Annotated in this window: 9 protein-coding genes and 3 tRNA genes; 1 reads left to right on the top strand and 11 read right to left on the bottom strand. The window is 60.1% G+C overall.

Features of this window, described 5'->3' with window-relative positions; genetic code table 11:
• Window positions 1-87 precede the first annotated feature (87 nt).
• A complete protein-coding gene (locus tag QOM10_RS10190) occupies window positions 88-1,371 on the top strand; it encodes an NAD(P)/FAD-dependent oxidoreductase (protein ID WP_150774000.1) in 1,284 nt (427 codons plus the stop codon).
• A gap of 47 nt (window positions 1,372-1,418) precedes the next feature.
• Here the strand turns inward: QOM10_RS10190 and QOM10_RS10185 are convergent, their stop codons facing one another.
• The 11 genes from QOM10_RS10185 to QOM10_RS10135 all read right to left on the bottom strand — a co-directional run bounded on the left by QOM10_RS10185 (window position 1,419) and on the right by QOM10_RS10135 (window position 12,245).
• Window positions 1,419-2,390, bottom strand: a complete 972-nt coding sequence (locus QOM10_RS10185; RefSeq protein WP_150773999.1) for an XdhC family protein — start codon at window positions 2,388-2,390, stop codon at window positions 1,419-1,421.
• Window position 2,391: 1 nt separating this feature from the next.
• The gene (locus QOM10_RS10180) at window positions 2,392-3,627 is read right to left on the bottom strand and encodes a c-type cytochrome (RefSeq protein WP_150773998.1); all 1,236 of its coding nucleotides are present in this window, start codon (window positions 3,625-3,627) and stop codon (window positions 2,392-2,394) included.
• A 2-nt stretch (window positions 3,628-3,629) separates the two neighbouring features.
• Window positions 3,630-4,169, bottom strand: a complete 540-nt coding sequence (locus QOM10_RS10175; RefSeq protein ID WP_122609025.1) for a (2Fe-2S)-binding protein — start codon at window positions 4,167-4,169, stop codon at window positions 3,630-3,632.
• Window positions 4,162-6,993: a xanthine dehydrogenase family protein molybdopterin-binding subunit gene (locus QOM10_RS10170; protein WP_127926586.1), complete on the bottom strand. Its 2,832-nt coding sequence runs from the start codon at window positions 6,991-6,993 to the stop codon at window positions 4,162-4,164. The genes QOM10_RS10175 and QOM10_RS10170 overlap by 8 nt, the downstream gene beginning before the upstream one ends.
• A 490-nt stretch (window positions 6,994-7,483) precedes the next feature.
• Window positions 7,484-7,560: transfer RNA gene (locus QOM10_RS10165), tRNA-Asp, on the bottom strand.
• A 94-nt stretch (window positions 7,561-7,654) separates the two neighbouring features.
• A tRNA-Asp gene (locus QOM10_RS10160) sits at window positions 7,655-7,731 on the bottom strand.
• A gap of 55 nt (window positions 7,732-7,786) precedes the next feature.
• Window positions 7,787-7,862, bottom strand: a tRNA-Val gene (locus QOM10_RS10155).
• 217 nt (window positions 7,863-8,079) lie between these two features.
• The gene (locus tag QOM10_RS10150) at window positions 8,080-8,856 is read right to left on the bottom strand and encodes an SDR family oxidoreductase (RefSeq protein ID WP_077571931.1); all 777 of its coding nucleotides are present in this window, start codon (window positions 8,854-8,856) and stop codon (window positions 8,080-8,082) included.
• Window positions 8,853-10,064: an O-succinylhomoserine sulfhydrylase gene (locus tag QOM10_RS10145; RefSeq protein WP_122609029.1), complete on the bottom strand. Its 1,212-nt coding sequence runs from the start codon at window positions 10,062-10,064 to the stop codon at window positions 8,853-8,855. Before QOM10_RS10145 ends, QOM10_RS10150 begins: the two co-directional genes overlap by 4 nt.
• 73 nt (window positions 10,065-10,137) lie before the next feature.
• Window positions 10,138-11,643, bottom strand: a complete 1,506-nt coding sequence (purF, locus tag QOM10_RS10140) for an amidophosphoribosyltransferase (RefSeq protein ID WP_007913462.1) — start codon at window positions 11,641-11,643, stop codon at window positions 10,138-10,140.
• A gap of 41 nt (window positions 11,644-11,684) precedes the next feature.
• The gene (locus tag QOM10_RS10135) at window positions 11,685-12,245 is read right to left on the bottom strand and encodes a CvpA family protein (RefSeq protein ID WP_007913461.1); all 561 of its coding nucleotides are present in this window, start codon (window positions 12,243-12,245) and stop codon (window positions 11,685-11,687) included.
• Window positions 12,246-12,336: the final 91 nt, after the last annotated feature.

Here is a 12,336-nt window from a genome sequence, read left to right as displayed (position 1 = left end):
GACGAAGATTTTCCGGTGGCTGGCGGAGGTTTTTCAACTCGGGTAGGATCGACGCACTCGTAAAATATATTAAACAGAGGCTGCAGGATGGCGAACACCCCTTACCCAGAGTCCTATTACGCTGCGTCGGCCAATGCCGTACCGCCCCGCCCTGCCTTGCAGGATGATGTGGAGACGGACGTCTGTGTGATCGGCGCCGGGTATACCGGATTGTCCTCTGCCCTGTTTCTGCTGGAAAACGGTTTTCGCGTCACCGTGCTGGAAGCGGCCAAGGTCGGTTTCGGCGCTTCGGGGCGCAATGGCGGGCAGATCGTTAACAGCTATAGCCGCGACATCGACGTGATCGAGCGCAGCGTCGACCCCAAGCAAGCGCAGCTACTCGGACATATGGCGTTCGAGGGTGGCCGGATCATTCGCGAGCGTGTGGCCAAGTACAACATCCAGTGCGATCTGAAGGACGGCGGCGTATTCGCAGCCCTTACCGCCAAGCAGATGGGCCATCTGGAATCGCAGAAACGCCTCTGGGAGCGCTTCGGCCATACACAACTCGAATTGCTCGACCAACGCCGTATTCGCGAAGTGGTGGCATGCGATCAATACGTCGGTGGCATGCTCGACATGAGCGGCGGGCATATTCATCCGCTGAACCTCGCGCTCGGCGAAGCGGCTGCGATTGAATCCCTCGGCGGTACTATCTATGAACAGTCACCCGCCGCGCGCATCGAGCGCGGTGCCAATCCGGTGGTGCATACGCCGCAAGGCAAGGTCAGGGCCAAGTTCATCATCGTCGCCGGCAATGCCTATCTCGGCAACCTGGTACCGGAACTGGCGGCCAAATCGATGCCATGCGGCACGCAAGTGATCACCACCGAACCGCTGGGAGACGAGCTGGCGAAAGCGCTGCTGCCGCAGGACTACTGCGTTGAAGACTGCAACTACCTGCTCGACTACTACCGTCTCACGGGTGACAAGCGCCTGATCTTCGGCGGTGGCGTGGTGTATGGCGCGCGCGATCCAGCCAATATCGAAGCGATCATCCGCCCGAAAATGCTCAAGGCGTTCCCCCAGCTCAAGGATGTGAAGATTGACTACGCCTGGACCGGAAATTTCCTGCTGACCCTGTCGCGCTTGCCACAGGTTGGGCGCCTGGGCGACAACATTTATTACTCGCAAGGCTGCAGCGGCCATGGCGTGACCTACACGCATTTGGCAGGAAAAGTCCTCGCCGAAGCGTTGCGCGGTCAGGCTGAGCGCTTCGATGCGTTTGCCGACTTGCCGCACTACCCGTTCCCCGGCGGGCAACTGTTACGCACGCCGTTTGCTGCCTTGGGCGCTTGGTATTACGGCTTACGCGACAAATTCGGGATGTAAAAAAGGGCCGCTGAACAGCGGCCCTTTTTATTCAACACTGAACGGTTTCAGAGCTGATCCCGAGCAATCCCGCTACGGATGCGCAGGATATCCGCCAGCACCGCCAGGGCGATTTCCGCCGGCGTCTTGCTGCCAAGATTAAGACCAATCGGCGCATGAATCCGCGCCAGCTCAGCCTCCCCCAAGCCGCCAATCCGACGTAACCGCTCGAAGCGCTTCTGCGATGTTTGCAGCGACCCCATTACGCCAATGTAGAACGCCTCTGTGCGCACCGCTTCCATCATTGCCAGATCGTCGATACGAGGATCATGCGTCAGCGCGACGACCGCCGTATCACGATGACAACCACCGTCAGCAATAAACACCGACGGCAATTGCCGACGAATCTCCACGCCATCCAGCACTACGCCTTCCAGCACTTCATCGCGAGGATCACAGAGAATCACTTCAAACCCGAGGCCGACGGCAAATTCGGCACACGCCTGCGCCACGCTGGAATAGCCGGCGAGCAACAAACGCTGCGCCGCGCCAACGCGAATCCGCACCCGATCAATCTCGCGCTCGATCCGCGCACCCTGCTCGCGATCAGCGAACAGAGTGCGCGCACCACTGGCCAGATCAACCTCGCGAATCAAGCGACGCTGACCAAGCAGCGCCGACTCCAATTCGCGCAGATGCGCCTGCACCTCGCAGCCAGCGTCAAATTTCTCTACCAGCACATCGAGAATGCCGCCACAGGGCAGACTGACCCGCGAGCGCGGATCGTCGCCTTCGCCGTAACGCACGACATTGACTGCATCGAGAAACGCCCCCTCGGCAACGCGTTCGAGAAAATCCTCTTCAACGCAGCCACCCGACAGCGAGCCGATCCACTGTCCGCCGTCATTCACCGCCAGCAGCGAACCCGGCGCACGCGGTGCCGAACCGTAGGTGGTCAGCACGGTGCAGAGCCAGATACGCTGCCCCGCCAACGACCACTCCAGCGCTCGCCGCACCACTTGTAGATCGAGATGCTGCATGTCAGTGCGCCTTGTGCTCGATGGACGGTGCGTCGGCTTGCAGTTTCTGCACGTCGCTCACCGCCAGTTCAGCCGACTGACCGCCCCAACCTTGACGCAAGTAGTTGAGCAGGTCGGTCAGTTGTTCAGGCTTGAGCTTGTCGGCGAAACCCGGCATCGGTTGCATGTGCTCGAAACCGGAGAACTTCTGCTCGCCGATACCATCCTCGATCACCCGCAACAGGTTGCGCGGGTCTTCCAGACGCAACGTGGTGTTGCCGCGCATGGCCACCGCAATGTGCGGCTTGCCTTCGCCACCGACCGCATGACAACCGGCGCAGACGTTCAGATATTCCTGACGACCGCGCTGGGCGCTGGCGCCGAGTTTCTCTACTGGCACTTCAACGAGGGCTTTGGCTGCCGGCGGTTGCTCGCCGAGCAGAAACGTCGCCATCGCCGCCAGATCGGTATCGCTCAGGCCTTGAGTGCTGTTGTGGAACACCGGGAACATCTCGTTGAACATCGTCCCCTGCGCGCTCATGCCGTGCTTGAGGAACGTGCCCAGATCCTGCTCGTTCCAGCCGCGAGCGGCCAGATCCGTGGCCAGCAGGCTCGGCGCCAGATAACCATTGAGGATGCCGCCCGTGAGGCGCTTGTCCAGTTGCATCGCACCCGGCAGACCGCGCGGAGTGTGGCATTCGCCGCAGTGACCGAGCACTTCGACCATGTACTGGCCACGCTTCCAGGCTTCGCTTTTGCCTTCGGCCGGCTCCAGCTTCAGCGCTTTGCCGTACATCATGTTCCAGCCAATCAGGCCCGGACGTACGTTGAACGGAAAGCTCAGGCTGGTGACCGGAGCTGCGCGCTCGATCGGCTCGATGGTTTTCAGGTACGCATGAATCGCATCCGAATCTGCACGCGGCATCAAGTGATACGAGGTGTACGGCATCGCCGGATACAGGTTCGCGCCATCGCGACGCTTGCCTTCGGTCAGTGCAGCGAAGAACTCGTCATCGTTGTACAGACCGATGCCGTGCTCCTTGCTCGGCGTAATGTTGGTGCCGTAGATCGTGCCGAACGGCGACACAATCGGCAGGCCACCAGCAAATGGTGCGCCGCCCGCTGCCGTGTGGCAGGCCATGCAGTCAGCGGCTCGAGCGAGATACTCGCCGCGCTTGACCTGATCATCGGCATGGGCAAACAACACCGGCGCAGCGAGGCCGACCGCCAGGGTCAGGCGGGTCAGAAAAAGCTTCATGCTTAACCCTCCTTGACCAGGCCGAGATCCGTCAGCACGTTGCGGGTGGCGTTGTAATAACGCACGTACCCGGTGCAACGGCAGACGTGGTGGCCGAGGCTGTCCTCGATGACTTGTTCGAGCTTGCTTTGTACGGTCGGCTGGCGTTGCAGCTTTTCAACCAGCACGGTCGCGGCGTTGACGAAGCCCGGCGCGCAGTAGCTGCACTGGAAAGCGAACTCGTCGACAAAGCGCTGCTGGATCGGGTTCAGCTCGGTGACCTGGCCCGCCTCGTCGCGCTTGGCATGCGATTCGATGGTGCGGACTTTCTTGCCCTCGAAATAATGCGCGCCAGTGATGCAGGTGCGCACCTCTTCGCTGGTCCCGTCCGGGTTATCGACGATCACCACGCAGGCGTGGCAGATGCCCTGGCCACAGCCCAGACGCGAACCGGTGAGGTTTTTGTATTCGTGCAGGTAGTCGATCATCGGCAGGTCATCAGGGATGTCCACCGGGCCGACGGATTGACCATTGAGGGTCAGTTGAAGCGGACGGTTAGCCATTGAGGGCCTCCTTGATGCGCGCAGCAGTGATTGGCAGATCGCGAACACGTTTACCGATGGCGTGCGCCACGGCGTTACCGATGGCACCGACAATCGGGATCATCACCACTTCGGCGATGCCTTTCGACGGATCGCTTGGCGACAGCGGCGGCAGAATCTCCGCAGTCTGCTTCCACACGGCAACGTGACGCGCCATCGGCAGACGGTAACGGTTGAAGTTCCAGTCACCCTCCCCCGGCCCGCCTTCATACAGCGGCATCTCTTCCATCAAGGCGTGGCCGATGCCCATGGCGATACCGCCTTCGAGCTGGCCCTTGACCAATTCCTCGACGAGCACACGACCGCACTCGACCCACGAATGGTGATTGAGCACTTCGACTTCTGCCGAACCTTTGTTGACCTTCAGTTCGACCAACGTGGCGACCGGGCTGTAGTAAGTCACCGCAGCGTTGTTCAACTGGACAACCGGGTAATTGATGTTCTGGCGATCCAACAGGTGGAAACCGGACGTGGTCATCAACGCTTTCTTCGCTTTCGGCGCGCCGTCACCGTATTTCACGGCGAGACCATCGAGCGGCAGACGCTCGCGCACACCGTCGATGCTGTATTCGGCTTCAGCCCAGCTCCAGCGGTTGAACGCATGAACGGTGGCGCCGGTCACCAGGCCACGCTCGTGAGCGTGTTTGGCCAGCTCTTCGAAGCTCAACGGCTGCATGCCGTTGGCGGTGAGTTTGCCGTCAACCCAATGCGCATCTTCGCGACGTACAACGTAAGGGTTGGCTTGACCGCCGTAAGGACCCTGACGCCAGATTTCCATGGCCGCCGGCCACAAACCGTTGTTGAACAGCACGCGCGCCGCTTCACGGGTGGCATGGCTGAAGTAGTACGCCGAGTTGGTCGCCGACGAGGCCGAAGCCAACTTGCCGACCCAACGCGGGTTGCGCAGCAGGTTGTCCTGCTCGGTCTGGCTCATGATGTAAGGGTTGCCGCTGGTGATCAGCTGCATTTCCTTCCATTCGGTTTCACCGGTCTTCACTTCGTGCGCCGGGCTGCCGAGGAAATCGGCCACGACCAGAGCTTGCGAGGTGGACATGCCGGTACCGATTTCGATGCCGATGTGGCGCAGGGTGATGCGACCGTCGGCGGTGAATTCGATGCTGGCCATCGGCGCTTCGGAACCGGTGCCGAAGTCTTTCTGGCAGATGGCGAAACCGACGCCGTACCAGTTATCCGGGTCGGCGGCTTCGCGTTGCTTCTTGATCGCGTCGCGGTTTTTCCAGACTTCGTGCACCGAGGCCTTGTCGAGAATTTCATGCAGGCGCAAAGCACCAGCGGGGATCGCACCCTGGGTGTTTTTCATGCCCGAACGCAGGGCGTTCTTGCGACGCAGGTCAATCGCATCGACACCGAGGCGATTGGCGATTTCGTCGACCATCATCTCGGTCGCCGCCATGCTTTGCAGGGTGCCGTAACCGCGCATCGAACCGGCCTCAACGCCACGCGAGTGGTAGGCGGTGACTTGCAGATCGTTCTGCGGCATGTAGTAGATCGACTGCGCGGCCGTGGCGCCAACCGCCGCTACAGATGGGCTGTAGTTGATGCGACCACCACCGTCGACGCTCATTTCCGCGCGGAAAATCTTGAAGGTGTAGTCGTTCTTGTCCACCGCCAGTTGGTAGCGAATGTCGAACGGGTGACGCTTGATGCCGCTCTGAAATTGTTCGTAGCGGTCGTTGGCCAGACGCACTGGCACGCCGGCGCCATACAACGCAGCAAGGGCTGCGTAGTAAACGAAGATGTTGTGGTCTTTGGAGCCGTAGCCCACGGTATAACCCGGGTGCATGTTCAGGTTGTCGAGGCCGAAGCGCGACGGCGCGATCATTTTCGCGGTCTCGGTCGCCGCTTCCAACGGGCACTGGGTGGCCACCACGAAGTGCAGGGTTTTGGTTTTCGGGTCGTACCAGCCGTTGCCGTTGTCCGGCTCCATCGCGGCCGGCTCGATCGACGGGGTTTTGTAGCGCTCGTCGAACACCAGCCAGTTGTTCGGCGGTGTATCGATCTCTTTCTTCATGCGATCGGCGTAGAACAGGCCGCGCTCGGTCAGGTTGCCGTGCAGGTTCGGCTGGGAATTCCACACCGGACGACGGTTTTTCAGCATCGGGAACAGGATCGAGTCCTTGAGGCTGGCGAACTCATCTTCGTCTGCCGAGGTCGCGCCGCCCACACGTACGTAGCGGAAGCTGCCATAGGGGTCGCCTTCGTAGAACGGCACTTGGGCACCGTAACGAATCGCCTTGTCATTGAATTTGAGTTTGTTCTTGGCCTGACGGAAACGCTCGAAGTCGTTCCAGATCAGGATCGCCACAGGATGACCGATGAACATCGGCACCTTGCCTTCCGGCAGCAGTGGGTCCGGCGCGTGCTCTTCCGGAAAGACGATGCCGTCCTTGTCCAGATCCGCGGCGGTGACGATGCGGTCCGGCTGCAAATCGGCGCCGAGCCACGACAGGTCGTAACCGGCGTAGATGCGGTCAGCCTTGATGGTTTTCAGCAGCATGGCGTGGCCTTGCTGCTCGGGCCAGCCCGGCATGTCCTTGGAACGGATGTCGCGGGCAAAGACTTTGCTGCCGCAGACCTTGGACAGTGCGTCGTTACGCTGACGCGCCTTACCGTTATTGCCGAGCCATTTCTCGGACGGCACGGTGACGCTGTTTTCCATCAAGGCAGCCAGCGCCTGACTGCTGAGCGGCGTGAGCGTGACGCTCACACCCGCCACCAGCCCGCCCTGGAGGAACGAGCGCCGGGATATATCACGGTTGGACATGGATCATCCTCTGGGCGGTTATGTGTCCGCCCTTCTGGTTATCTACTGGGGAATCTCGAGTCTTGCAGAAGCCCTCTTTGGCGAAACAAAGGGCGTGTTGACAGTGCAAAGCTGACCGAAAGGTTAACTTTAAAGGTTTCTGCGCTCGCAGCAAACAACCAGTTACAAAAATTTGACTAAAGAATCAAAAAATCAATGCGACGTGAGACCGCAGCAAACCCGTGGAGATAGGTGGGCATGCCTATGTGGGAGCGAGCCTGCTCGCGAAAGCACTCTTCCAGCCAATGCAGATTTTGAATGTGCCGACGCCTTCGCGAGCAGGCTCGCTCCCACAGGGATTAGTGCCGGATTCAGGAGAGAGGAAAAGGAATAGCCAAATTTCAGACACAAAAAACCCCGGTCTTTCGACCAGGGTCTTTGCTATCGATTCCGAATCAACCAAAGGTTGCTTTCGGTGCGTCAAGGCGTTCAGTGGTCCTTGAAGCAGATATGGCGCAGCGGACGGGACTCGAACCCGCGACCCCCGGCGTGACAGGCCGGTATTCTAACCGACTGAACTACCGCTGCGTATCGCTTTGAGCTTGCGCTCAAGTAACTCGTGTTGACTGCAAGCTTCGGTGCTTTGCAATCGCGAACCAGACAACGTCTGACTCGTAAAATATGGCGCAGCGGACGGGACTCGAACCCGCGACCCCCGGCGTGACAGGCCGGTATTCTAACCGACTGAACTACCGCTGCGCGTCGGTGCAGGCACTTTCAGCCTACGCTCTTGCTTACGCAAGTATCTCGGGAGTGGTGGGTGATGACGGGATCGAACCGCCGACATTCTGCTTGTAAGGCAGACGCTCTCCCAGCTGAGCTAATCACCCGTTTGCATCTCCGAGGCCGCGAAATTTACGCAGATAGCGAACCTAAGTCAATAGCAGGATTGAAGTTTTTCTAAAAAAGACGAAATTGTTTCCATCCTGCAAAACCGCTTTCGCGAGCGAGCCCGCTCCCACAGGGGGTATGCATTCCAAATGTGGGAGCGAGCCTGCTCGCGAAGGCGTCAGTTCATTCAACGCAAATTCAGTAGAAAAAGGCGATCTACTCGCTATAGATCATCTTTTTCGTCATACCGCCATCGACGACGAATTCCTGCCCGGTGACAAACCCGGCATTCCTCGACAGCAACCAGGCAACCATGGCCGCGACGTCTTCAACTGTCCCTACCCTGCCCGCTGGATGCTGAGCATGATCGGCATCGGCCAAAGGCTCGGCTCGACGCGCAGATGGATCGCGCGCATCGATCCAGCCCGGACTGACCGCGTTGACGCGAATCTCCGGCCCCAGGCTGATCGCCAGCGCATGCGTCAGCGCCAGCAAGCCACCCTTGCTCGCCGCATAGGCCTCAGAGTCCGCCTCCGACTGCCGCGCTCGGGTCGAGGCCAGATTGACGATCGAACCGTTGTGCGCGCGCAGATAAGGCGCACAGTGCTTGGCCAACAGCATCGGTCCGCTGAGATTCACCGCCAGCACGCGATTCCAATAAGCCAGATCGAGACTTTCCAGGGTGATGTTGTGCGGGTCAGCCACCGCCGCGTTGCACACCAGCGCATCGAGACGACCAAACTGCCCCAGCACTTCAGCAACACCGAGCGCTACCTGGCCCTCATCGGCAACATCCATCGCGATGAACCAGGCGTTTTCGCCCAGCACCTTCGCCACTTTCGAACCGCGCGCACGATCCAGATCCGTCAGCACCACCTGCCAGCCTTCGCTGATCAGCCACGCCGCAATCCCCAGACCGATACCACGCGCGGCCCCCGTGACCAGCGCAACGCGGCCATGGGTACCGGCTTTCGGGGTCGACAATTCGATCACAACGCTGCCAGACCGCGCGCCAGATCGGCTTGCAGATCCGCGACATCTTCCAGACCGACCGCGATGCGAATCAGACTGTCACGAATGCCCGCCGCTTCCCGCTCCTGCGGCGCCAGACGGCCGTGAGACGTAGTGCTCGGGTGCGTGATGGTGGTTTTGCTGTCACCGAGGTTGGCAGTGATCGAAATCAACCGGGTGGCATCGATAAAGCGCCAGGCGCCCTCTTTGCCGCCCTTGACTTCAAAGCTTACGACCGCGCCGAAGCCCTTCTGCTGACGCTGGGCCAGTTCGTGCTGCGGATGGCTCTTCAGACCGGCGTAATGCACCTTCTCGATGCCGTCCTGCTGCTCCAGCCATTCGGCCAGCTCCTGCGCGTTGGCGCAGTGGGCCTTCATCCGCAGGTTCAGGGTTTCCAGGCCTTTGAGGAAGATCCACGCATTGAAGGGGCTCAAGGTCGGCCCGGCGGTGCGCAGGAAGCCGACGATCTCTTTCATCTGTTCGCTGCGACCGGCTACCACACCGCCCATGCAACGGCCCTGGCCGTCGATGAACTTGGTCGCCGAGTGCACGACGATGTCCGCACCCATTTTCAGGGGCTGTTGCAACGCCGGGGTGCAGAAGCAGTTGTCGACTACCAGCATCGCGCCTTTGGCGTGAGCGATTTCCGCCAGTGCGGCGATGTCGACCAGCTCAGCCAGAGGGTTGGATGGCGATTCGACGAAGAGCAGCTTGGTGTTCGGCTTGATCGCCGCATCCCAGGCTGACAGGTCAGCCAAAGGCACATAATCGACTTCCACACCGAAACGCTTGAAGTACTTCTCGAACAGGCTGATGGTCGAACCGAACACACTGCGCGAAACCAGCACGTGATCGCCGGCGCTGCACAGACTCATCACCACCGCCATGATCGCGGCCATACCGGTTGCAGTCGCAACAGCCTGCTCGGCGCTTTCCAGCGCGGCGATGCGCTCTTCGAACGCGCGCACGGTCGGGTTGGTGTAACGCGAGTAAACGTTGCCCGGCACTTCACCGGCAAACCGCGCGGCTGCGTCGGCAGCGGTGCGGAACACGTAGCTGGAGGTGAAGAACATCGGATCACCGTGCTCGCCTTCCGGCGTACGGTGCTGACCGGCACGTACGGCCAGGGTATCGAACGCTACGCCTTCAAGGTCGCTGTCCAGCCGACCGGCATCCCATTCCTGACTCATGCTGTCACTCCTTGCCCTGTTCGCGAAAATTGAAAGTCAGATACAAAACCGGCCCCTCAGGGCCGGTGACAACTCAGTTGTTGTACAGATCGATGATCGCACTGACCGCTTGGGTCTTGATCTTCGAGGAGTCGTTACGCGCCTGTTCGATCTTGTTCAGGTACGCCTCGTCGACGTCGCCGGTGACGTACTTGCCGTCGAACACAGCGCAATCGAAGTTCTCGATCTTGATCTTGCCGCCACCGACCGCTTCGATCAAGTCAGGCAGGTCCTGATAGATCAGCCAGTCAGCGCCGATCAGATCCGCCACGTCCTGAGTCGAACGGTTGTGCGCGATCAGTTCGTGGGCGCTTGGCATGTCGATGCCATACACGTTCGGGAAGCGCACCGCTGGGGCTGCCGAGCAGAAGTAGACGTTTTTCGCGCCGGCTTCGCGGGCCATCTGGATGATCTGCTTGCACGTGGTGCCGCGCACGATCGAGTCATCGACCAGCATCACGTTCTTGCCGCGGAATTCCAGCTCGATGGCGTTGAGCTTCTGACGCACCGACTTCTTGCGCGCCGCCTGGCCCGGCATGATGAAGGTACGGCCGATGTAACGGTTCTTGACGAAACCTTCGCGGAATTTCACGCCCAGGTGGTTGGCCAGCTCCAGTGCCGCGGTACGGCTGGTGTCCGGAATCGGGATCACCACGTCGATGTCGTGCTCTGGACGCTCGCGCAGGATCTTCTCGGCGAGCTTCTCACCCATGCGCAGACGGGCCTTGTAGACCGACACGCCGTCGATGATCGAATCCGGACGCGCCAGGTAGACGTGTTCGAAGATGCACGGGGTCAGGGACGGATTGGTCGCGCACTGACGGGTGTGCAGCTTGCCGTCTTCAGTGATGTAGACCGCTTCGCCCGGTGCCAGGTCGCGAATCAGGGTAAAACCGAGCACGTCCAGCGAAACGCTTTCGGACGCGATCATGTATTCGACGCCTTCGTCGGTATGACGCTGGCCGAACACGATCGGGCGGATGCCGTGCGGATCACGGAAGCCGACGATGCCATAACCGGTGACCATGGCCACAACGGCGTAACCGCCGACGCAACGGTTGTGCACGTCGGTCACGGCGGCAAACACGTCTTCTTCGGTCGGCTGCAGCTTGCCGCGCTGGGCCAGCTCGTGAGCGAACACGTTCAGCAGCACTTCCGAGTCGGAACTGGTGTTGACGTGACGCAGGTCGGATTCGTAGATCTCTTTGGCCAACTGCTCAACGTTGGTCAGGTTACCGTTGTGCGCCAGGGTGATGCCGTAAGGCGAGTTGACGTAAAACGGCTGGGCTTCGGCCGAAGTCGAGCTGCCCGCGGTCGGGTAACGGACGTGACCGATACCCATGTGGCCGACCAGACGCTGCATGTGACGCTGTTGAAACACGTCACGCACCAGGCCATTGTCCTTGCGCAGGAACAACCGGCCATCATGGCTGGTCACGATACCGGCAGCGTCCTGGCCGCGGTGCTGGAGCACGGTTAGCGCGTCATACAGCGCCTGATTGACGTTCGACTTACCGACGATACCGACGATGCCACACATGCGACGCAACCCCTACTTAATGGATCTGAACTGAACAACACTCACTGAGGCGTTTTCGCCGACGGCAAGAGTTGCTCCTTGAACGGAATATCAGCGGGTACGCTGATTCCGCTGGCAAGCCACTGACTGCTCCACCCGAGAATCAGGTTTTTGGACCAATCAGCGACCAATAGAAATTTTGGTACGAGCTGTGATTCTTTCCACCACCCGTCCTGCTGTACCGGCCCCAGGCTCAACAGCCCGACCGCCACGACCACCAGCAACACGCCACGCGCTGCGCCGAAGGCCATGCCGAGGAATCGATCGGTCCCGGACAACCCGGTGACGCGAACCAACTCGCCGATAAGATAATTGATCATTGCGCCCACGATCAGTGTGGCGACAAACATGATGGCACAGCCCGCGATCACGCGAGCCGATGGGGTTTCGATGTATCCGGCGAGGTACTCGGACAATGAGCCACCGAACATCCAGGCGACGACTCCTGCGATGATCCAGGTCACCAGCGATAATGCTTCCTTGACGAAGCCGCGGCTCAAACTGATCAAAGCGGAGATGGCGATGATTGCAACGATCGCCCAGTCAACCCAGGTAAATGGCACAGTGCAGCCTACAGACGGATAAGGCGGCGCATTTTAGCAGAGCGCATGCCTCTCGGTAAGCTGCGATTGTCAGTGCATTTCAATCGAGGCG

It is taken from the genome of Pseudomonas sp. P108 (genome assembly GCF_032613195.1).
Lineage (GTDB): Bacteria > Pseudomonadota > Gammaproteobacteria > Pseudomonadales > Pseudomonadaceae > Aquipseudomonas.
This window is presented reverse-complemented; position numbering and strand designations above follow the sequence as displayed.

Coding starts and splice junctions, on each gene's coding strand:
- QOM10_RS10190 (WP_150774000.1), top strand. CDS start 88: ATGGCGAACACCCCTTACCCAGAGTCCTATTACGCTGCGTCGGCCAAT.
- QOM10_RS10185 (WP_150773999.1), bottom strand. CDS start 2,390: ATGCAGCATCTCGATCTACAAGTGGTGCGGCGAGCGCTGGAGTGGTCG.
- QOM10_RS10180 (WP_150773998.1), bottom strand. CDS start 3,627: ATGAAGCTTTTTCTGACCCGCCTGACCCTGGCGGTCGGCCTCGCTGCG.
- QOM10_RS10175 (WP_122609025.1), bottom strand. CDS start 4,169: ATGGCTAACCGTCCGCTTCAACTGACCCTCAATGGTCAATCCGTCGGC.
- QOM10_RS10170 (WP_127926586.1), bottom strand. CDS start 6,993: ATGTCCAACCGTGATATATCCCGGCGCTCGTTCCTCCAGGGCGGGCTG.
- QOM10_RS10145 (WP_122609029.1), bottom strand. CDS start 10,064: ATGAGTCAGGAATGGGATGCCGGTCGGCTGGACAGCGACCTTGAAGGC.
- purF (WP_007913462.1), bottom strand. CDS start 11,643: ATGTGTGGCATCGTCGGTATCGTCGGTAAGTCGAACGTCAATCAGGCG.